The organism is Streptomyces sp. NBC_00667 (assembly GCF_036226825.1).
Taxonomy (GTDB): Bacteria; Actinomycetota; Actinomycetes; order Streptomycetales; family Streptomycetaceae; genus Streptomyces.
Map to the genome: position 1 here is coordinate 3609386 of NZ_CP109022.1, position 21044 is coordinate 3630429.

17 protein-coding genes, 4 tRNA genes and 1 other RNA gene are annotated in these 21044 nt (G+C 72.5%); 12 read left to right on the top strand and 10 right to left on the bottom strand.

What is annotated here, in order from left to right; genetic code table 11:
* Positions 1 to 22: 22 nt before the first annotated feature.
* Together OHA81_RS16810 and opcA are read left to right on the top strand one after the other, a co-directional pair.
* Entirely contained in the window at positions 23 to 1603 is a 1581-nt protein-coding gene (locus OHA81_RS16810) for a helicase HerA-like domain-containing protein (protein WP_329196866.1), read from the top strand.
* A 109-nt stretch (positions 1604 to 1712) separates the two neighbouring features.
* Entirely contained in the window at positions 1713 to 2645 is a 933-nt protein-coding gene (gene opcA, locus OHA81_RS16815) for a glucose-6-phosphate dehydrogenase assembly protein OpcA (RefSeq protein WP_329196867.1), read from the top strand.
* On the opposite strand, the gene OHA81_RS16820 is transcribed toward opcA, so the two are convergent.
* On the bottom strand, positions 2594 to 3067 hold the full coding sequence (locus tag OHA81_RS16820) for a cupin domain-containing protein (protein ID WP_329196868.1): 474 nt from the start codon (positions 3065 to 3067) through the stop codon (positions 2594 to 2596). The two genes, opcA and OHA81_RS16820, sit on opposite strands and share 52 nt — an antisense overlap.
* A 125-nt stretch (positions 3068 to 3192) precedes the next feature.
* The gene (locus OHA81_RS16825) at positions 3193 to 3807 is read right to left on the bottom strand and encodes an HhH-GPD-type base excision DNA repair protein (RefSeq protein WP_329196870.1); all 615 of its coding nucleotides are present in this window, start codon (positions 3805 to 3807) and stop codon (positions 3193 to 3195) included.
* Positions 3808 to 3918: 111 nt separating this feature from the next.
* Here OHA81_RS16825 and OHA81_RS16830 point away from each other — a divergent pair, with 111 nt between their 5' ends.
* The gene (locus OHA81_RS16830; RefSeq protein WP_329196872.1) at positions 3919 to 4731 is read left to right on the top strand and encodes a VOC family protein; all 813 of its coding nucleotides are present in this window, start codon (positions 3919 to 3921) and stop codon (positions 4729 to 4731) included.
* Positions 4732 to 4851: 120 nt separating this feature from the next.
* Here the strand turns inward: OHA81_RS16830 and OHA81_RS16835 are convergent, their stop codons facing one another.
* Positions 4852 to 5550, bottom strand: a complete 699-nt coding sequence (locus OHA81_RS16835) for a scabin-related ADP-ribosyltransferase (RefSeq protein WP_329196874.1) — start codon at positions 5548 to 5550, stop codon at positions 4852 to 4854.
* Positions 5551 to 6274: 724 nt separating this feature from the next.
* Positions 6275 to 6362: transfer RNA gene (locus OHA81_RS16840), tRNA-Ser, on the bottom strand.
* 108 nt (positions 6363 to 6470) lie between these two features.
* Here OHA81_RS16840 and ffs point away from each other — a divergent pair.
* From ffs to OHA81_RS16870, 6 genes are all read left to right on the top strand, one after another.
* An RNA gene (gene ffs / locus OHA81_RS16845) (signal recognition particle sRNA small type) lies at positions 6471 to 6569 on the top strand.
* 66 nt (positions 6570 to 6635) lie between these two features.
* Positions 6636 to 8783 carry a DNA polymerase III subunit gamma and tau gene (locus tag OHA81_RS16850; RefSeq protein WP_329196876.1) on the top strand — a complete coding sequence of 716 codons (2148 nt, stop codon included), beginning with the start codon at positions 6636 to 6638 and terminating at the stop codon, positions 8781 to 8783.
* Positions 8784 to 8843: 60 nt separating this feature from the next.
* Positions 8844 to 10097, top strand: coding sequence for a phosphoribosylamine--glycine ligase (purD, locus tag OHA81_RS16855; protein WP_329196878.1), 1254 nt, complete (start codon positions 8844 to 8846; stop codon positions 10095 to 10097).
* A gap of 277 nt (positions 10098 to 10374) precedes the next feature.
* Entirely contained in the window at positions 10375 to 11970 is a 1596-nt protein-coding gene (locus tag OHA81_RS16860) for a hypothetical protein (protein WP_329196880.1), read from the top strand.
* A 311-nt stretch (positions 11971 to 12281) separates the two neighbouring features.
* Positions 12282 to 13760, top strand: a complete 1479-nt coding sequence (locus tag OHA81_RS16865; RefSeq protein ID WP_329196881.1) for a N,N-dimethylformamidase beta subunit family domain-containing protein — start codon at positions 12282 to 12284, stop codon at positions 13758 to 13760.
* Positions 13761 to 13837: 77 nt separating this feature from the next.
* A complete protein-coding gene (locus OHA81_RS16870; protein ID WP_329196883.1) occupies positions 13838 to 14782 on the top strand; it encodes a phosphoribosylaminoimidazolesuccinocarboxamide synthase in 945 nt (314 codons plus the stop codon).
* Positions 14783 to 14827: 45 nt separating this feature from the next.
* Here the strand turns inward: OHA81_RS16870 and OHA81_RS16875 are convergent.
* The 6 genes from OHA81_RS16875 to OHA81_RS16900 form a co-directional block, all read right to left on the bottom strand.
* A tRNA-Gly gene (locus tag OHA81_RS16875) sits at positions 14828 to 14900 on the bottom strand.
* A gap of 22 nt (positions 14901 to 14922) precedes the next feature.
* Complete coding sequence (locus OHA81_RS16880; RefSeq protein WP_329196885.1) at positions 14923 to 15534, bottom strand: response regulator transcription factor; 612 nt, start codon at positions 15532 to 15534, stop codon at positions 14923 to 14925.
* A complete protein-coding gene (locus OHA81_RS16885) occupies positions 15531 to 16787 on the bottom strand; it encodes a sensor histidine kinase (RefSeq protein ID WP_443056562.1) in 1257 nt (418 codons plus the stop codon). The genes OHA81_RS16880 and OHA81_RS16885 overlap by 4 nt, the downstream gene beginning before the upstream one ends.
* A gap of 68 nt (positions 16788 to 16855) precedes the next feature.
* Positions 16856 to 16928 (bottom strand) — tRNA-Gly (locus OHA81_RS16890).
* Between the two features lie 80 nt (positions 16929 to 17008).
* Positions 17009 to 17080, bottom strand: a tRNA-Gly gene (locus OHA81_RS16895).
* Between the two features lie 87 nt (positions 17081 to 17167).
* Complete coding sequence (locus tag OHA81_RS16900; protein WP_329196887.1) at positions 17168 to 17485, bottom strand: histone-like nucleoid-structuring protein Lsr2; 318 nt, start codon at positions 17483 to 17485, stop codon at positions 17168 to 17170.
* 327 nt (positions 17486 to 17812) lie between these two features.
* Between OHA81_RS16900 and purS the strand changes: the two genes are divergently transcribed.
* Genes purS through purL form a run of 3 tightly spaced genes read left to right on the top strand, consistent with a single transcriptional unit; the run spans position 17813 to position 20987 of the window.
* Positions 17813 to 18058 (top strand): phosphoribosylformylglycinamidine synthase subunit PurS, encoded by a 246-nt coding sequence (gene purS / locus OHA81_RS16905; protein WP_042801325.1) that lies wholly within the window; start codon positions 17813 to 17815, stop codon positions 18056 to 18058.
* 2 nt (positions 18059 to 18060) lie between these two features.
* The gene (purQ, locus tag OHA81_RS16910) at positions 18061 to 18741 is read left to right on the top strand and encodes a phosphoribosylformylglycinamidine synthase subunit PurQ (RefSeq protein WP_329196890.1); all 681 of its coding nucleotides are present in this window, start codon (positions 18061 to 18063) and stop codon (positions 18739 to 18741) included.
* Positions 18738 to 20987: a phosphoribosylformylglycinamidine synthase subunit PurL gene (gene purL, locus OHA81_RS16915; protein ID WP_329196892.1), complete on the top strand. Its 2250-nt coding sequence runs from the start codon at positions 18738 to 18740 to the stop codon at positions 20985 to 20987. Before purQ ends, purL begins: the two co-directional genes overlap by 4 nt.
* The last annotated feature ends 57 nt before the right edge of the window (positions 20988 to 21044 follow it).

Sequence of the window (21044 nt, forward strand, 5' to 3'; positions counted from 1 at the left end):
GGGCCAATCCGGGAGTGACTTCATGAGCGAGAGCACCGACCCCGTGTCCCCGGCCGACCAGATCGCCGCCGGGTACGCCTTCACAGGACCAGCGCTCGATCTGGGGGCCCTGCTCTGGGAGGGCACCTGCCTGCCGGACCGGCAGGTCCGCATCCCGCTGGCCATGCTCAACCGGCACGGGCTGGTCGCCGGCGCCACCGGCACCGGCAAGACGAAAACCCTCCAGCTGATCGCCGAACAGCTCTCGGCGGCGGGCGTGCCCGTATTCCTCGCCGACATCAAAGGCGACGTCTCGGGGATTTCGGCGCCCGGTGTTCCGAGCGACCGCATCCGCCGACGGGCCGGGGAAGTGTCCCAGGAATGGTCGGCGACCGGATATCCGGCCGAGTTCTACTCCCTGGGCGGTATCGGGCCCGGTATTCCGCTCCGGGCGACGGTGACGGCTTTCGGGCCCGTCCTGCTGTCGAAGGTGCTCGGGCTCAACCAGACGCAGGAGCAGTCACTCGGTCTCATCTTCCATTACGCCGACTCCAAGGGCCTGGAGCTGATCGACCTCAAAGACCTCCGGGCGGTCGTGGCCTTCCTCGTGTCCGACCAGGGGAAGGCCGAACTCAAAGGCATCGGCGGCCTTTCCACGGTGACCGCCGGGGTGATCCTGCGATCGCTCACCGCATTCGAGCAGCAGGGCGCCGCGGATTTCTTCGGAGAGCCGGAATTCGACACCTCCGCATTCCTCCGCACGGCCCCCGACGGGCGCGGCGTGGTCTCCGTACTGGAACTCCCGGCGGTCCAGGACAAACCGCAGCTCTTCTCCACCTTCCTGATGTGGCTACTGGCGGACCTCTACGCGGACCTGCCGGAAGTGGGGGACGTGGAGCGGCCCGGACTCGTCTTCTTCTTCGACGAGGCTCACCTGCTGTTCCACGACGCCTCGAAGGCGTTCCTGGAATCCATCACCCAGACGGTCCGGCTCATCCGTTCCAAGGGCGTCGGCGTCTTCTTCGTGACGCAGACCCCGAAGGACGTGCCGGCGGACGTACTGGCGCAGCTCGGCAACCGGGTGCAGCACGCGCTGCGCGCCTTCACCCCCGACGACGCGAAGGCGCTCAGGGCGACGGTGAAGACCTTCCCCCGGTCGGCCTACGACCTGGAGGAGCTGCTCACCCAGCTCGGGACGGGCGAGGCGGTGATCACCGTGCTGAGCGAGAACGGCGCGCCCACGCCCGTGGCGGCGACCCGGCTGCGCGCCCCGCAGTCACTGATGGGGCCGCTCGACGCGGCCGCCCTCGACCGCGCGGTGACCTCCTCGCCCCTGTACCCCCGGTACGCGCAGCCGGTCGACCGCGAGTCGGCCTACGAGAAGATCAGCGCCGAGCAGGCGGCGGCCGAGGCCGCGGCGGAGCGGGCCGCCGCGGCCGGGGAAGGGGAGAAAGAGGGCAGGCCGGCCGCGAAGGCGGGCCGCGGCGCGCCCCGGCAGGAACCCTCCCTGGCGCAGCAGGTGGTGGGCAGCGGGCTCTTCCGCTCGCTGGCCCGGTCCGTCGGCACCCAGCTGGGGCGGGAGATCTCGCGCTCGCTCTTCGGGACGGCCCGCCGTCGACGCTGAACCGCCGCGCCCCGTTCCCACCTTCACCCGGACGGCCCAGCCGGACGGTCCAGACGGAATCCACTGAACCGGTTGCCATATCCATGGCCTTCGCTGACAGACTCGGACCATGCGGACAGACCTCACCGACACCACGTCCGGCAAGATCGACCGGGCCCTCCTCGAAGCGCGCCGAGCCGTCGGCAGCCCCGCCATGGGGCTGGTGCTCACGCTCGTCGTGGTCACCGACGAGGAGAACGCCTACGACGCGGTCCGCGCGGCCTCCGAAGCCTCGCGCGAGCACCCCTCCCGGATCATCGCGGTGATCAAACGGACCGCACGCGGTCCGCGCAAGCTCCAGCGGACGCGCCTGGACGCCGAACTGCGCGTCGGATCCGACGCCGGATCGGGAGAGATCGTGCTGCTGCGGCTGTACGGGGAACTCACCGAGCACGCGAGTTCGGTCGTACTGCCCCTGCTGGCGCCGGACGCGCCGGTGGTGGCGTGGTGGCCGGCCGACGCCCCCGCCTCACCGGCCCTCGATCCGCTGGGCGCGCTGGCGCAGCGCCGGATCACCGATGCCCAGGCGGCCGACGACCCGGTGGGCGTCCTGCGCGAGCGGGCGGCCTCGTACGCCCCCGGTGACACCGACCTCGCCTGGACCCGGCTGACGCCGTGGCGTTCGCTGCTGGCCGGCTCCCTGGAGCAGGCGCCGCTGCCGGTGACCGGCGCCGCGGTGGAGAGCGAGCCCGGCCACGCGAGTGCCGAGCTGCTGGCGCGCTGGCTGGAGGTCCGGCTCGGGGTGCCGGTGGAGCGGGTGGCGACGGAGGGGCCGGTGGTGACGCGGGTCCGGCTGGAGACGACCGGGGGCGAGATCCGGGTGGACCGGCCCGACGGGGTGCTGGCCACCCTTTCCCTTCCGGGGTGGCCAGACCGCAAGGTCGCCCTCAAGATCCGCAGCCTCGCCGAGCTGATCTCGGAGGAACTGCGCCGGCTCGACGCCGACGTCGTCTACGCCTCGGCGCTGCGCGGGCGCCCGGCCCAGGCCTCGCTCTCCGCGTAGTGGTTGTCGTAGACGGGCTGGCTGTCGATGATGTCCTGCACGGTGGCCTCGCCCGCGCGCACCCGGCCCAGCAGGCGGTAGTAGTCGAAGCGCCCCATGCCGGGGGTGAAGCCGACGAAGACCTCGGCCGTGTGGCCGGCCGCCGGGGCGAAGGCGTGCTTCACGCCGGGCGGGACGCTGAGGAAGTCGCCCTTGCCCAGGGTGTGGATCTCGTCGCCGACGAGGACGTCGAGCCGCCCCTCCGTGACGTGGAAGAACTCGGTCGCCTTGGTGTGGAAGTGCACGGGGGCGCCGGCCGCGCCGACCTCGAAGATGGCCGTGTTGCAGGTGAGTTCGGGGGTGTCGGTGAGCAGTGTGATGAAGCTGCCCGGGCCGTCGGAGATGGACTCGGCGGTGGCCGCGCGCGTGAGGTTCGAGGTCATGGGGCGAGGGTAAGCGGGGCGCGGACGGCGCCCGGGTCCGGGTGGCCGGATCCGTCAACTCGCCTGTTGACGCAGGTGGCTGCGGGGCCGTCAACCGGCCGGTTTTCGTGGCGGCTTCTGGGCGGTCAGCTCGTCCCGCCGTCGCCGGCCCCCGACTTCGCGGCCTTCGCGGCGGCCTTGTGCTCCTGCTTGTACGCCCGCACCTTGGCCAGTGATTCCGGCCCGGTGATGTCCGCCGCCGAGCGGTGGACGCCCGCCTCGCCGTAGCCGCCGGCCGCCTCCCGCCAGCCCTTCGGGCGCACCCCGAACCGCTTGCCCAGCAGGGCCAGGAAGATCTGAGCCTTCTGTTCCCCGAAGCCGGGCAGGTCCCTCAGCCGCCGCAGCAGTTCGGCGCCGGATCCCGCGTCCCGCCAGATCCCCTCCGCGTCCCCGTCGTAGTGCTCCACCAGGTACGCGCACAGCTGCTGTACCCGCTTCGCCATGGAGCCCGGGTAGCGGTGCACGGCCGGCTTCTCGGAAAGCAGAGCCGCGAAGGCCTCCGGGTCGTAGGCGGCGATCGTGTGGGCGTCGAGGTCGTCCGCGTCCATCCGACGGGCGATCGTGTACGGCCCCGAGAAGGCCCACTCCATGGGTACCTGCTGGTCGAGCAGCATCCCGACGAGCGCGGCGAGCGGGCTCCGGCCGAGCAGCGCGTCGGCCTCCGGCTGCTGGGCCAGCCGGATGGTGATGTCCTTGTCCATGGCTCCAGCCTCCCCCGCCGCTGTCCTCCGCGCGCGGGCGGCGCACCGGCCGCCTAGCGTGTGAAGCGAGACGGGTCACGACGACGTACACGACACGGGAGTCGATCGATCATGACTGGGTACCCGGAAGGCGCCCCTTGCTGGGTGGACGCGATGTTCGCCGACGTGGAGGCGGCCAAGGGCTTCTACGGTGACGTGCTGGGCTGGACGTTCGGCGACTCGGCGGGCGAGTACGGCAACTACACGCAGGCCTACTCCGACGGCAAGGCAGTCGCCGCCGTCGTGCCGCCGATGCCGGGCGCCGACGCCCCGTCGCAGTGGTGCCTGTACTTCGCCTCGCCGGACGCGGCCGCCACGGCGGAGAAGATCAGGTCGGCGGGCGGCGAGGTGGCGATGGGGCCGATGCAGGTCGGCGGTTTCGGCACGATGGTGATCGCCAAGGAGCCCAGCGGCGCGGTCTTCGGCGTCTGGCAGCCGGGAGAACACAAGGGCTTCGAGAAGACCGGCGAGGCGGGTTCGTTCGCCTGGGCGGAGGTCTTCACGCGGGACGCGGCGAAGGTGGACGGGTTCCTGCCGAAGGTGTTCCCCTACCAGGCCCTGCAGATGGACCCGGGCGACGACCCCGAGGCGGCGGGGATGGACTACAAGGTGTTCAGCCTCGGCGGCGCGCAGAACCCGGTGCTGGGCCGGATGAACATGGGTGACGAGTTCCCGAAAGAGATCCCGCCGTACATCCAGGTGTTCTTCGGGGTCGCGAACTGTGACGAGGCGGTGGAGAAGGCGCAGGCGCGGGGCGGCCGGCTCCACTTCGGTCCGGTCGACAGCCCCTTCGGCCGGTTCGCGGCACTGACCGACCAGCAGGGCGCGGCGTTCGCGGTGATCGACATGTCGACACGGGCCGGTGAGATGCCGAAGTTCGCGTAGCGCCGGCCGTTCGGCGCCGGTGGACCCGCGGGGGCGGTTCCCCCGTAGGCCCGCGCCGGCGCCCCGGCCCGTGCGTGTGGCCCGCACGAGGCCGGGGCGAGCCGCTCGGCCGCTCGGCCGCTACCGGGCCGCGGCGGTCCGCTCCAGGGCGTGGGGCGCGAAACCGGCGTTCGTCTTGCAGCCGAGGTTCTCGAAGGTGCTGACCTTCGTGTCCGGGTCGGTGGAGACGAGGTGGTACTTGCAGGCGCCCTTGATGTAGCGGCCTTCCACCCCGCCGGGGAAGTCGACCTCCTTGTTCCACAGGTACGGCGAGTCGTAGTGGTTGAGGTGCGCGGTGGCGTTCACGTCGATGCCGCCGGGGGCCTCGATCTCGTAGACCCAGCCGGTCTTGGCCGCTCCGTACGTGGCGAACTTCTGGGCCACCCACTTCTCGCAACTGGTGCTGAGGTGGGCGCTGTTCTGCCCGCCGCCCTTGACGATGTACTCGGCCAGCGGGATCAGCTCTTCCCCGCGCGGCGTGAAGCCGGTCTCGAAGAGCTCGTCGACGGTCTCCCGGGTGTCCCCGCGCCAGAGGGTGTTGGTGTCGTCGCGCCACTGCCAGTTCTCGTCCAGGGCGGTGGCGGCGACGGCTTGGGCGATCATCGGGTTGGTGGTCGTACGCCACCAGTCGGAGGCCCGGTACTCGGTGACGGGACCGCAGGGGGAGGTCAGGTCGGCGGCCGGTGCGGCGGGCGCGGCGGGCGCGGCGACGGCGGGTGAGACGGCGACGGCGGAGACGACGGATACGGCGGCGAGTACGCGCAGAGCGGCCTGCAGCATGGTGGGAGCCCATCGGTAGGTCGGTCGAACGGAACGCCGCCCTTTATAGGTGCGCCCCCACCGCCCCGGGCCGACCCCGGCCCCTGATCCACCCACACGGGCGGAACAGTCGTACTGGGGAAAGGATTTGGCTCCGCCGGCCGTCGCCCACTGGTGCGTGACCAGGAAGCGAGTCGGGTGCGGGCCCGGTCGACTGCCCGGTCGGGCCTGGTGTTGACGATGTCCGGGTCGATGGCGGTCAGGGTGGGGACGCACTCGGCCCGTGTCGCCGCACCCGGCTGGGGCGGGATCCCCTTGCCGGGCGGCGTCGCGGCGGAAGCCGACGGTCTGCTCGTCGCCCCGGGTGCGGCAGCGGGCGTGCTCGGCGCGGCGTGGCGGTGTCTTCGCCGACGGCTCGCCGGAGTCCTCCTCGGCGCTGCCGCACGCGGTGGGCCCCGCGGCGGCGATGACGACGGTCAGTACGGCGGTGGCGGTGCGGTGGTTCACGGCTCTCCCCTGTGCGGTGGCTGTGTGCACCGACGTAGATCGCACGGGGTGAGGGGTGGTCGTACGCGCCGTGGCCCTACGGCGACAGCGCGTGCTGCAGCGAAGGCCGGCCTGCCGGAGACCGCGCCCCCGCTGCCCGGCTCCGGAGCGACGCCCGGCGGGTCGCAGCCGCGACCGGGCAACGCAGAAGGCCCCGGCCGGTTTCCCGGTCGGGGCCTTCAAGTGCCCGGTGAGGCACTGGCGGAGGATACGAGATTCGAACTCGTGAGGGGTTGCCCCCAACACGCTTTCCAAGCGTGCGCCCTAGGCCACTAGGCGAATCCTCCGCCGCAAACAATACAAGACGTTGAGGGGTGCTCGCGAACGTGATCGTCGGGCGGGGGCGGTCGAGGGGGCCGGGTCGATTCCGGGGGGTTCCATCCGCTAGGGTGGGGCCCAGCCCCTCACGTGGCGCTATCTCACCCAACTCCCCCAGGGCCGGAAGGCAGCAAGGGTAAGTGGGCTCTGGCGGGTGCGTGGGGGGCGCTTTGCGTTCCGGGGCCGGGGCCCGGGGGTGCGGTGGGCCGCCGTTGTCGGTGGGCCCGGATAACCTCGTAGACGTGTCGTCCCTTGCGCTGTACCGCCGCTACCGCCCCGAGTCGTTCGCCGAGGTCATCGGGCAGGAGCATGTCACTGCCCCGCTGATGCAGGCCCTGCGGAACAACCGGGTCAATCACGCGTACCTGTTCAGCGGGCCACGCGGCTGCGGCAAGACCACCAGCGCGCGGATCCTCGCCCGGTGCCTGAACTGTGAGCAAGGTCCCACTCCCGACCCCTGCGGGCAGTGCCAGTCCTGCCGCGACCTCGCGCGCAACGGCCCCGGGTCCATCGACGTCATCGAGATCGACGCCGCCTCGCACGGTGGTGTGGACGACGCCCGTGACCTGCGGGAAAAGGCGTTCTTCGGCCCGGCGTCCAGCCGCTACAAGATCTACATCATCGACGAGGCGCACATGGTCACCTCGGCGGGCTTCAACGCCCTGCTGAAGGTGGTCGAGGAGCCCCCGGAGCACCTGAAATTCATCTTCGCCACCACCGAGCCGGAGAAGGTCATCGGGACGATCCGGTCCCGGACGCACCACTACCCCTTCCGGCTCGTGCCCCCCGGCACCCTGCGCGAGTACCTGGGCGAGGTCTGCGCGCGGGAGGGGGCCACCGTCGAGGACGGTGTGCTGCCGCTCGTGGTGCGGGCGGGGGCCGGGTCGGTACGTGACTCGATGTCGGTGATGGACCAGCTGCTCGCGGGCGCCGCCGACCAGGGTGTGACGTACGCCATGGCGACCTCCCTGCTCGGGTACACGGACGGCTCGCTGCTGGACTCCGTCATCGACGCCTTCGCCGCCGGGGACGGAGCCGCCGCCTTCGAGGTCGTGGACCGCGTCGTGGAGGGCGGGAACGACCCGCGCCGGTTCGTCGCCGACCTGCTGGAGCGGCTGCGCGACCTGGTGATCCTGGCGGCCGTGCCCGATGCCGGGGAGAAGGGGCTCATCGACGCCCCGGCCGATGTCGTCGAGCGCATGCAGGCCCAGGCCTCCGTGTTCGGCGCGGCCGAGCTGTCGCGGGCCGCCGACCTGGTCAACACCGGGCTCACGGAGATGCGCGGGGCCACCTCGCCCCGGCTCCAGCTGGAGCTGATCTGCGCCCGGGTGCTGCTGCCCGCCGCCTTCGATGACGAGCGGTCCTTCCAGGCGCGGCTCGACCGGCTGGAGAGGACCGGGTTCGCCGCCGCCGCCGCGGGCGCCTCCGCGGCCGCCGGGATGCCGAGCGCGGCCGCCGTGCCCGCTGCGCCCGCCATGGGGTACGTGCCCGGGCCCGAGGCGCACCCGATGGCCCCGGCCGGTCCCGCCGGGGGTGTCGCCGCGGCGCGTGCCGCCGTACGGACCCCCGAACCCGAGCCGGAGCCGGAGCCGCAGCACCAGCCGCAGCCCGAGTCCCGGCCGGAGCCGCAGCCCGCGGTCCAGGCACCCGCGCAGGCCCCCGCCGCCGCCCCGCCCGGCGCTTGGCCCGGGACGGCACGGCCGGGTGGCGGTGCCCCTGCCGCCGGAGCCTGGCCCACCGCGGCCTCCGCCGCCCCGCCCGCCCCCGCCCCGGCTTCCGTGCAGCAGCAGCCCGCCGCACCGGCGGCGCCCGCCGCGCCCTCCCCCGGGATGGCGGCCGGCGTCGGCCAGGTGCAGGCGATGTGGCCCGGCGTGCTGGAGGCCGTGAAGAACCGCCGCCGTTTCACCTGGATCCTGCTCAGCCAGAACGCCCAGGTCACCGGCTTCGACGGGACGACCCTCCAGCTCGGTTTCCCCAACGTCGGCGCCCGCGACAACTTCGCGAGCAGCGGCAGCGAAGACGTCCTCAAGGCGGTCCTGGCCGAGCAGTTCCAGGTCCACTGGAAGATCGACGCGGTGGTGGGAGGCGGCGGAGGACAGCCGGTCGGCCCGGGCCCGGGCCCGTACACGCCGCCCGCGGCTCCTGCCCCGCCCCCGTCGCAGCAGCCTCCGACCCAGCCCCAGCAGCCCGCGTACCAGCCGCCCCAGCAGCACCAGCAGGCGCCGCCCGCCCCGCAGCAGCCCGCGTACCAGCCGCCCCCGCCGGTCGCCCCCGAGGACGACGTCCCCGAGGAGGACGACCCCGACCTCGTCGAGAGCGCACTGACGGGACACGACCTGATCGTGCGCGAGCTCGGAGCCACCGTTATAGAGGAATACACGAACGAGTAGAGGCCCGTAATTGGGTGGCCGCACGAAGCGGGCCCGGCCACCCGGGCTAGGCTGCATGTCGTGAAGGTCCTCGTCATCGGCGGCGGCGCCCGCGAACACGCCCTGTGCCGCTCTCTGTCCCTCGACCCCGACGTCAACGCGCTGTACTGCGCTCCCGGCAACGCCGGCATCTCCGAGGTGGCCGAGCTGCGCCCGGTCGACGCCCTCGACGGTGGGGCCGTGGCCCGCCTGGCCACCGAGCTCGGCGCCGATCTCGTCGTCATCGGCCCGGAGGCCCCGCTGGTCGCCGGAGTCGCCGACGCCGTCCGCACCGCGGGCATCCCCGTCTTCGGCCCGTCCGCCGAGGCGGCGCAGCTGGAGGGCTCCAAGGCCTTCGCCAAGGACGTGATGGCGGCGGCCGCGGTCCCGACCGCGCGCAGCTACGTCTGCACCACCCCGGAAGAGGTGGACGCCGCCCTCGACGCCTTCGGCGCGCCGTACGTGGTCAAGGACGACGGCCTGGCGGCCGGCAAGGGCGTCGTGGTCACCGAGGACCGGGCCGCGGCCCGCGCCCACGCGCTGGCCTGCGACCGCGTCGTCATCGAGGAGTTCCTCGACGGCCCCGAGGTCTCCCTCTTCGCCATCACCGACGGCGTGACCGTACTGCCGCTCCAGCCCGCGCAGGACTTCAAGCGCGCGCTCGACGGCGACGAGGGTCCCAACACCGGGGGCATGGGCGCGTACTCCCCGCTGCCCTGGGCCGACCCGAAGCTCGTCGACGAGGTCATGGAGAGCGTCCTGCAGCCGACCGTGGACGAGCTGCGCCACCGCGGCACGCCCTTCTCCGGCCTCCTCTACGCCGGACTCGCGATCACCTCGCGCGGCGTGCGGGTCATCGAGTTCAACGCCCGGTTCGGCGACCCCGAGACCCAGGTCGTCCTGGCCCGGCTGCGCACGCCGCTGGCGCGCGTGCTGCTGAACGCCGCCCAGGGCACCCTGCACGCCGAGCCCCCGCTGAGCTGGCGCGAGGACGCGGCCGTCACGGTCGTCATCGCCTCGCACAACTACCCCGACACCCCGCGGACCGGGGACCCCATCGAGGGCCTGGCCGAGGTGGCCGCCGAGGACGCCCCGGAGGCCTACGTCCTGCACGCCGGGACCCGCCGCGAGGGCGACGCGGTCGTCAGCGCCGGCGGTCGGGTGCTGTCGGTGACGGCGACCGGTTCCGATCTGGCGCAGGCGCGGGAGCGGGCGTATAAGGCCGTCGCGCGGATCGGGCTCGACGGCTCGCAGCACCGTACGGACATCGCGGCCAAGGCGGCCGAAGGCCGCTGAGCAGCGGCTCCACGCCTTCCGCGGGCCCGGGTGCGCAGAGCGCGCCCGGGCCCGCGCGTGCGAATGCATCCAGCCGCGTTCGAAGGCGGCCAGCTTTACCCAAAGCCATTCCATCGGGTGATCGTGTCGCGGTCTGCCTGACGCCCGGCCGCGTCCCAACTAGGGTGCGGCGCAAGCATTCCGGCACATGGCCCACCGGCATTGCGATGTCAGTGGCGGGTGTCACAGTGGGGGAGTGAGCAAAGCCGCCGCAGGGCAGAGGGGGTGAGGTCCGGCCGTGTCCGGAATCGGTTCGATCGCTGAAGTGGGCGTGCCGTCCGCGCGTTCCCGTGCCCTCGCCGTGCTGCGCGTGCGCAGCCGGGCGGCGGCCGTCGTGCTGCTGCCGGCCGCCGTCGCCGTGGTGCTGGTGGCCGCCCGGATGACCGGCCGGCTGGCCGGGGACCCCTGGCCCGCCGTGATCCTCGTCGTCTGCGTGGTCGCCGCGCTGGTGCTGCTCGTCGGCGGGACCTTCGCCGCGGTGGTGCTGCGCGCCGGCCCCGCCCTGACGCCGACGGTGCCGCTGTCGGAGGCGGCCGCGCCCGACCTCTACCGGCTCGTGCGGGACCTCGCCGACCGGATGGACGTGCCCGCGCCCTCCGCGATAGCCCTGACCCCCGACTGCGACAGCTGGCTGGAGGACCGTACGCACCCGGCCCACCGCCGGTCCGGCATCGCGGCGGGCCGGCCCGAGTCGGAGCCCGGGGCGGCCCCGGTGCTGGTGATCGGCTCGCCGTTCCTGTGGTGGATGCGGGTCGCGGAGCTCCGCGCCGTACTCGCGCCCGTCATCGCCGGTACGGGTCCCTCCGCGCACCCCGACATAGCCGACGCGCGCGGTTTCGTCCGGGGGCTGGACGCCGCGGTGGACGTGGGCTCCAGACGCGGGCTCGGCTGGATCGCCGGGCCGGCCGGACTGCTGCTGCGCCTGTGCCGGGTGGACGCGGCGGAGATGGAGCGCGGGGTGGCGGCCGCCGCCTCCGACCGCGCCCAGGACGTGGACTACGGGCTGCGCATCATGGCCCAGGAGCAGGTCGGGCTCGCCTACGCGGGCTGGGACCGGCTGCTCACGCGGGTCGCGCTGCCGGCCTGGCGGATGGGGCGCTGGCCGGCGCGGCTCGATGCCGGGGTGGTCTCCGCGCTGACCGAACTGTCCCGGCGGGACCGGCTGGCCGAGGGGTTCACCTCGCGGCTGGGCGAGCGGCCCGCCTGTGACCTGCTGGAGCAGCCGGGCGCCGTGGACGAGGCCGCTTCGCTGCTGGCCGCGCGGCTCTTCCACGGGGGCCCGGCCGAAGCCGGACCGCAGTGGTCGCCCGTGGACTGGGCGGAGTACCCGGAGCAGGTCGTGGACCGCAAGTGGCGCCTGGAGGCGGCCCGGCTGCACGCGGCCCTCGACGCGCTGGCCGTCCCGGCGGGGCCTCCCGTGGAGCGGGTCCTGGGCTTCCTCACCGACACCGCTGGGCAGGGCGCCGCCGGGGAGTTGCTGGCCGGGCACCTGGCCGCGGAGGAACGGTCCGCCGCGGGCGTCCCGGAGCCCGCCGGGGGCAAGGCGCGCACCGCGGACGCGGTGCCCCTGTTCCCGCTCCAGGCGCCGAGGAGCGGCCGGGACCTGCTGGCCGACCACGTGACGGCGCTGGTGTGCTGCGCGGCGGTGGACTCGGCAGGCGCGGAGCCCGGCCTGGACTGGCTGGACGGTCCGGTGCTGCGGGTGGCGGGCGAGCGCCGCTCGGACCTCGCGCCGAGCGTGCTGTGCCTGGTGGAGGACGGCGACCCCGAGCCCCTGCGGGCCTGGCTCGCGGCCATCGGCGTACGCCCGGAGAAGCCGGTCCGGCTCGTCTGAGGCCTGCCCCCCCCGCGGAGCACGGGACAGCCGTCGGGCCCGCCGGACGGCTCGGCCGCGGGCCCGGGCGCGGGCCCGGGCGCGGGCGCGGGCCCGGGCGCGAGGCCTGGGAGCCGGCCCCGGAGTGGCCCCGGGAGGGCCCGGGAGCCGGCCCGAGAGGGGCCGACGGCGCCGCACTGCGGGCCGCTTCCCTCCCAAGTTGGTCTCGGAGAGGTCTTTTCGCGACGAACGGTGACGGAGTGCGTGCGTTATGTGATGTGCTGGGGAACCGTGTATGTGCGTTCGGGGGAGTGAGGGAGGGGAACAGCGGTATGGCTACGGACCAGATCCGGCGGTGGGAGTCAGGTGCGCTCGCGCACGCGGTGACCGACCCCTTCGGCCAGGGCCCGCTGCCCTGGTTCCGGGGCAGCGAGCTGTACTTCGACGACACCGGCCACGTGGTGCCCTGGTACGTCGACCCGGCCGTCGCCCCCGGCCAGATCCCCCGCGCCCGCAGCAACGGCGGCCCGCGCACCGCCGATGACGTGCACCGGCAGATCAAGGGCTTCGCCTCCACCGGAGCCGTAGCCCCCGGCGAGGCCATCGACTTCCACATCACCGTCGATCCGCCCCAGCAGTTCTCGGTCGACATCTACCGCATCGGCCACTACGGCGGGGACGGCGCCAGCAAGATCCATTCGAGCCCCCGGCTCTCCGGCATCGTCCAGCCGGCCCCGCTCACCGCCGACCGCACGGTCTCCTGCCACCACTGGTGGCTGTCGTGGCGGCTCCAGGTGCCCTCGTACTGGCGCCTGGGCGCGTACGTCGCCGTCCTCACCACCCTCGACGGCTACCGTTCCCACATCCCCTTCACGGTCCGCGACGACCACCGCGCCGACCTGCTCCTGCTGCTCCCGGACATCACCTGGCAGGCCTACAACCTCTACCCGGAGGACGGCCACACCGGCGCGAGCCTCTACCACGCCTGGGACGAGCAGGGCCGGCTGCTGGGCGAGCAGGACGCGGCGATCACCGTGTCCTTCGACCGCCCGTACGCGGGCGCGGGCCTGCCCCTGCACGTGGGCCACGCCTACGACTTCATCCGCTGGGCCGAGCGCTACGGCTACGACCTCGCCTACGCCGACACCCGCGACCTGCACGCCGGCCGCGTCGACCCGACCCGCTACCGGGGCCTGGTCTTCCCCGGCCACGACGAGTACTGGTCGGCCCCCATGCGCCGCACCGTCGAGCGCGCCCGCGAGCACGGCACGTCCCTGGTGTTCCTCTCCGCCAACACCATGTACTGGCAGGTCGAGCTCGGCCCCTCGCCCTCCGGGGTCCCCGACCGGCTCCTCACCTGCCGAAAACGCCGTGGCCCGGGCCGCCCCAGCCTCTGGCGGGAGGTCGACCGCCCGGAGCAGCAGCTGCTCGGCATCCAGTACGCGGGCCGGGTCCCGGAACCCGCTCCCCTGGTGGTGCGCAACGCCGGTCACTGGCTGTGGGACGCCACCGGGGCCGCCGAGAACGACGAGCTCGACGGCCTGGTCGCCGGCGAGGCCGACCGGTACTTCCCGCGCACCCAACTGCCCGAGCACCAGGACCGGATCCTGCTCGCGCACTCCCCGTACCTCGACAGCGAGGGCGCCAAGCGCCACCAGGAGACGTCCCTCTACCGGGCGCCCAGCGGGGCCCTCGTCTTCGCCTCCGGCACCTTCGCCTGGTCCCCCGCCCTCGACCGCCCGGGCCACGTCGACGAGCGCGTGCAGCGGGCCACCGCCAACCTCCTCGACCGGATCTGCAAGCGGGACTGACCCGCCCCCGCAGTCGGGCCGCTGCGCCGGATACGGGACAATGGGGTCGCGCTCGTACAGAACCACAGGGAGACCCCGTGTCCGGATTCGTCGAAAAGCCCGAGCCGGTTCAGGTGCCCGGCCTCGTCCACCTCCACACCGGGAAGGTGCGCGACCTCTACCGCAACGAGGACGGCAACCTCGTCATGGTCGCCAGCGACCGGATGTCCGCCTTCGACTGGGTGCTGCCCACCGAGATCCCGGACAAGGGGCGGGTCCTCACCCAGCTCTCCCTGTGGTGGTTCGACCAGCTCGCCGACCTCGTCCCCAACCACGTGATCAGCACCGAGCTGCCCGCCGGCGCCCCCGCCGACTGGGCCGGCCGCACGATGGTCTGCCGCAGCCTCGACATGGTCCCCGTCGAGTGCGTGGCGCGCGGCTACCTCACCGGCTCCGGGCTCGTCGAGTACCGCCAGACCCGTACCGTCTGCGGACTCGCGCTCCCCGAGGGGCTCGTGGACGGCTCCGAGCTGCCCGCCCCGATCTTCACCCCGGCGGCCAAGGCCGAGGTCGGCGAGCACGACGAGAACGTGTCCTACGAGGAGGTCGCGCGGACCGCCGGCGCCGATACCGCGGCGGCGCTGCGCCAGCTCACCCTGGCCGTTTACAGCCGCGCCCGCGACATCGCCCGCGACCGCGGGATCATCCTCGCCGACACCAAGTTCGAGTTCGGCCACGCGGCGGACGGCACGCTCGTCGCCGCCGACGAGGTCCTGACCCCGGACTCCTCGCGCTTCTGGCCGGCCGACCAGTGGCAGCCGGGCCGCACCCAGTTCTCGTACGACAAGCAGTACGTGCGGAACTGGCTGAACTCCCCCGAATCCGGCTGGGACCCGAAGGGCGAGCTCCCGCCGCCGCCGCTGCCCCGCGAGGTGGTCGAGCAGACCCGCGCGAAGTACATCGAGGCCTACGAGCGGCTCACGGGCCTCAGCTGGGCGACCCAGCACGGCGCCCCGACGCAGACCGCGACCACCGAGTCCTGAACACGAAGAAGCCCCCGGTCCGAGGACCGGGGGCTTCTCACGCTGAGCGGACAACGCGACTCGAACGCGCGACATCCACCTTGGCAAGGTGGTGCTCTACCAACTGAGCTATGTCCGCATGCGCCGTAACGCGAGACCTACTATACCCAACCCCGCTCGCGTGCGAGACGCACCGCCGCGTGCCGGTTCTCCGCTCCCAGCTTCGTCGCCGCCGAGGACAGGTAGTTGCGTACCGTCCCCGGGGACAGGTGCGCCCGCTCCGCGATCTCCGCGACCGGCGCCCCGTCCCCGGCCAGTTCCAGGACCTCCGCCTCGCGCGCGGTCAGCGGGGAGTCCCCGGCGCTGATCGCGTCGGCCGCCAACTCCGGGTCCACATAACGCCCTCCGGCGTGCACGGTCCGGATCAGTTCGGCCAGCCGCTGCGCCGAGACGGTCTTCGGCGCGAAGGCCCGTACGCCCGCCGCCAGGGCCCGCTTGAGGTGGCCGGGACGCCCGTGGCTCGTCACGATCATGACCTTGCAGTCCGGGAGTTCGGACCGCAGCGATGTGGCCACGCTCACACCGTCCGCCCCCGGCATCTGGAGGTCCAGGACCGCCACGTCCGGCCGGTGGGCCCGGGCCATGGCGAGCGCCTCCGGCCCCGTTGCCGCCTCGGCGACGACCAGCAGGTCGTCCTCCAGGGCCAGCAGCGCGGCCAGCGCCCCGCGGATCAGGTGCTCGTCGTCGGCCAGCAGCACGCGCACGGGGTTCACGCACCCACCTCCGCCGTCCGCGTCCGCGGGCCGGGGACCTGCGCGACCAGCCGGAACCGGCCGCCTTCCACGGGCCCGGCCCGCAGGGAGCCGTCGACGACCGCGAGCCGCTCGCGCAGCCCGGCCAGGCCCGACCCGGGCGGCCCGGAGGGAGCCGCGGCCGGGGCGCCGTCGTTCTCCACCAGCAGCGTCAGGGGGCCGTCCGGTCCCTCGCCGGCCGTCAGCCGGATCAGGCAGCTGCGGGCGTCACCGTGCCGCAGTACGTTGGTGGTGGCCTCCCGGACCACCCAGCCCAGCGCGGACTGCACCTCGGGCGGCAGCGCCCGTCCGGACTCGAACTCGACCCGGCAGTCCATCCCCGCGGCGCTCAGCACCCCCCGGGCGCCCTCCAGTTCCACCGCGAGGTCTGCCTCCCGGTACCCGCGCACGACGTCCCGTACCTCCCGCTGGGACTCGCGCGCGATCCGCTGAACCTCGATCATCTGCTCCACCGCCTCGGGACGTTCGCGCCGCGCCAGCTGCACGGCGAGCTCGCTCTTGAGCGCGATCACCGCCAGGTTGCGGCCCATCACGTCGTGCAGGTCCCGCCCGAACCGCAGCCGCTCCTCCGCCACCGCCAGGCGTGCCTGGTACTCCCGTGAGCGGTCCAGCTCGTGCACGGTCTGCAGCAGCCACGCGGAGAACCGGCAGGTGACGCAGAGGAAGAATCCGGCGCCCAGCACCCCTATGACGTACCCGAGCGCATCGCCCGCCGGGAGGCCCAGGGCGAGCACCGCCGCGCCGGTGAAGGCCGCCGCGGCCACGGGGCCGTAGGTCACGTGCCGGACGCGCCTGACGCACAGGGCGAACGATCCGCAGGCGAATCCGGTCATGCCGAGCACCGGGGGCGGGGCCACGGCCGCGTCCACCTGCCCGGTCCTCACCAGGACGAGGGTGGTCAGGCAGGCCGCGCCCGTGAAGGCGGCCGTGAAGACCGCGAGCCGTACGGGGCGGTCGCGGCGTTCCGTGAGCCAGTCCAGGGCCTGGGAGGAGAGGGCGCCGACGAGGACGGACTGGACGCACACCAGGAGGAACAGGGCGAGGGCGACGGCCCAGGGGGACCGTTCGGGACCGTCCCCGGTGGCGGACGCGAGCGCGCCGAGGCCGAACGAAGCGATTTCGAGCACCACGAAGGAGTGGAACGACCAGCGGGTGTACAGCTCGACCTTGCCCGCGGTGCCGCGGCTGCGCCACCACCCGGTCATCATCGGCACGTCTGGGCCCCCGGCTTGCTGGACGAACGACGAAGGCCCTGATCGATGATCAGGGCCTTCGTCTTCTGAGCGGACGACGCGACTCGAACGCGCGACATCCACCTTGGCAAGGTGGTGCTCTACCAACTGAGCTACGTCCGCATGCTCGCTCCGACACACGTGCCGTTGCGGTGCGTGCATCACTCTACCTGATCCACGACCGTGGCCGGTAAAGCGTGCAGAGCGGGTGACAGGGATTGCACACTGCGCCTCCCCCCTGGAAGGGGGGTGTTCTGCTACTGAACTACACCCGCACGACTTCGGGGCTTTGACCTGCGGTCTGGCCCCTCGGCGTGATCCACACACTAGCCGATCAGAGGGGGTGGATGGCAAATCCGGGGTCAGTGGGCAGCGTTGTAGGCCTCGTAGACCCGCTTCGGGATCCGGCCGCGCGGCGGCACGTCGTGGTCGTTCGACCGGGCCCAGGCGCGTACGGCGGCCGGGTCGGGGGCGATGCTGGTGTGCCGGTACGCCTTGCCCGAGCGGGCCTGCCGGCGGCCGGCGGCCACGTAAGGCGCCAGGCCCTTCCGCAGTTTCTTTGCGTTGGCCGGATTGAGGTCGATCTCGTACGACTTACCGTCCAGGGCGAACGAGACCGTTTCCGCCGCTTCTCCGCCGTCGATGTCATCGGAGAGCGTGACTACTACGCGCTGCGCCACGGATATCGGTCCCTTCGTGCGAGGTCACCGCGTACTGACGTGCGGGGATGTCGCCTGTGTGGATGTTTCGGAGCAATGCGTCAATCGGTCGGAATCCCGACTGAATCCTTTGTACCGCGATTCTCATTGAATTGCGAAGCCCAGTTAATTGTCTCCGCGTGTCCGGCCGCAATGGCGGGCGAGTGGTTTTCCGGTGGATTTTGCGAAGCGTTGGTGAAGCAGAAACGGCACACCTGTGGGGGCGCCGGGATATCTACCCGCGTAGAAATTTCGGGCGGGTACGCTGGAGGAACCGCCTTCGCACCAACCACCACACGGGAGTGCCCGATGGCACGCGTCGTAGTCGACGTCATGCTCAAGCCGGAGATCCTCGACCCCCAGGGCCAGGCGGTGCAGCGTGCACTGCCGCGCCTGGGATTCGACGGGATCGCCGACGTCCGCCAGGGGAAGCGCTTCGAACTGGAGGTGGAGGGACCGGTCGACCAGGCCGCCCTCGACCGCATCCACAAGATGGCCGAAACGTTCCTCGCCAACACCGTCATCGAAGACTTCACCGTGAAGGTCGAGGCCTGACGGTGACCACTCGCATCGGAGTCGTCACGTTCCCCGGAACGCTCGACGACCGTGACTCACTGCGCGCCGTGCGCCTCGCCGGAGCCGAGCCCGTCTCGCTGTGGCACCGCGACAAGGACCTCCACCAGGTCGACGCGGTCGTCCTCGCGGGCGGCTTCTCCTACGGGGACTACCTGCGCGCCGGGGCCATCTCCCGGTTCTCGCCGGTGATGGAGACCATCATCGAGCAGGCCAAGGCCGGCATGCCGGTCCTCGGCATCTGCAACGGCTTCCAGGTCCTGACCGAAGCCCACCTGCTGCCGGGGGCGATGCTCCGCAACAACCACCTGCACTTCATCTGCCGCGAGCAGAAGCTGCGCGTGGAGAACGCGGGAGGTGCCTGGACCGGCGACTACGAAGCCGGCCAGGAGATCTCCATCCCGCTCAAGAACATGGACGGCCGCTACACCGCCGACGAGCGCACGCTCGACGAACTGGAGGCCGAAGGCCGAGTGGCCTTCCGGTACCTCGACGGGAACCCGAACGGCTCGCTGCGGGACATCGCCGGCATCACCAACGCCGCCGGCAACGTCCTCGGCCTCATGCCGCACCCCGAGCACGCGGTCGAGCCGCTGATCGGGACGGGCCGCACCGACGGCCTCCCGTTCTTCACGTCGGTCCTGAAGAAGCTGGTCAGCGCATGAGCCTCGACACCATCAAGAACGCCACCGAGACCCCGGACGCGGCGCAGCCCTGGAAGGAACTCGGCCTCAAGGAGGACGAGTACGCCCGGATCCGGGAGATCCTCGGCCGCCGTCCCACCGGCGCCGAGCTCGCCATGTACTCCGTCATGTGGTCCGAGCACTGCTCGTACAAGAGCAGCAAGGTCCACTTGAAGCAGTTCGGCGACAAGGCCCCCGAGAACACGGCCATGCTCGTCGGCATCGGCGAGAACGCCGGTGTCGTCGACGTCGGCCAGGGCTACGCGGTCACCTTCAAGGTCGAGTCGCACAACCACCCCTCGTACATCGAGCCCTACCAGGGCGCGGCCACCGGCGTCGGCGGCATCGTCCGCGACATCCTCGCCATGGGCGCCCGCCCCGTCGCCGTGGTGGACCCGCTGCGCTTCGGCGCGGCCGACCACCCCGACACCAAGCGCGTACTGCCGGGCGTCGTCGCGGGCATCGGCGGCTACGGCAACTGCCTGGGCCTGCCCAACATCGGCGGCGAGGTCGTCTTCGACGCCTGCTACCAGGGCAACCCGCTGGTCAACGCCGGCTGCATCGGCGTGATGAAGCACGAGGACATCCACCTCGCCAAGGCCTCCGGCCCCGGCAACAAGGTCGTCCTCTACGGTGCCCGCACCGGCGGCGACGGCATCGGCGGCGTCTCGGTCCTCGCGTCCGAGACGTTCGACGACAGCAAGCCGACCAAGCGCCCCGCCGTCCAGGTCGGCGACCCCTTCCAGGAGAAGCTCCTCATCGAGTGCACCCTGGAGATCTTCAAGGAGAAGCTGGTCGCCGGCATCCAGGACCTCGGCGGCGCCGGGCTGTCCTGCGCCACGAGCGAGCTGGCCTCCGCCGGTTCCGGCGGCATGCGCGTCGAGCTGGACACCGTCCCGCTGCGCGACGCGACCCTCTCGCCCGAGGAGATCCTCATGAGCGAGTCGCAGGAACGCATGTGCGCGATCGTCGAGCCCCAGCACGTCGACCGCTTCATGGAGATCTGCGAGAAGTGGGACGTCATCGCCACCGTCATCGGTGAAGTCACCGACGGCGAACGCCTGGAGATCTTCTGGCACGGCGAGCAGATCGTGGACGTGCCCCCGGGCACCGTCGCCCACGAGGGACCGGTCTACCACCGCCCCTACGCCCGCCCCGAGTGGCAGGACGCGCTCCAGGCCGACGACGCGGGCAAGCTGCCGCGGCCGGCGACCTCCGAGGAACTGCGCGCGCAGGTCCTGGCGCTGGTCTCGTCGCCGAACCAGGCTTCGAAGTCCTGGGTCACCGACCAGTACGACCGTTTCGTGCAGGGCAACACGGTGCTCGCACAGCCCGAGGACGCCGGCATGGTCCGCATCGACGAGGAGACCGGCCTCGGCGTCGCGATGGCCACCGACGGCAACGGCCGCTTCGCGAAGCTCGACCCGTACACGGGCGCGCAGCTGGCCCTGGCGGAGGCGTACCGCAACGTCGCCGCGACCGGCGCCAAGCCGCTGGCCATCTCCGACTGCCTGAACTTCGGCTCCCCCGAGGACCCGGGCGTCATGTGGCAGTTCGCCGAGGCCACCCGCGGTCTCGCCGACGGCTGCCTGGAGCTGGGCACGCCGGTGACCGGCGGCAACGTCTCGCTCTACAACCAGACCGGTGACATCGCGATCCACCCGACCCCGGTCGTGGCGGTCCTCGGTGTGATCGACGACGTCAACCGCCGTACGCCGATGGCGTTCGCGGAGGCCGGCCAGCTGCTCTACCTGCTCGGCGACACGGCCGAGGAGTTCGGCGGCTCGGCGTGGTCCGAGGTCGTCCACCAGCACCTCGGCGGCATGCCGCCCAAGGTGGACCTCGGCCGCGAGAAGCTGCTCGGCGAGATCCTGATCTCGGCCTCGCGCGACGGCATGATCGACGCCGCGCACGACCTGTCGGACGGCGGCGTGATCCAGGCGCTCACCGAGTCCTGCCTGCGCGGCGGCAACGGCGCGCGGGTCGTGGTCCCGGAAGGCCTGGACGCCTTCACCTTCCTGTTCTCCGAGTCCGCGGGCCGCGCCATCGTGGCGGTCCCGCGCAGCGAGGAACTCCGCTTCACCGACATGTGCGGTGCGCGGGGCCTGCCGGCCACCCGCATCGGCGTGGTCGACGGCGAGGAGATCGAGGTCCAGGGCGAGTTCACCATCCCGCTCGCGGAACTGCGTACCGCCCACGAGGCGACGATCCCGGCGCTCCTCGCCTGATCCCGTCGTCTTCCCCACGAGCCCCCGCCCGCGCCCTGCGGGCGGGGGCTCGTGCGT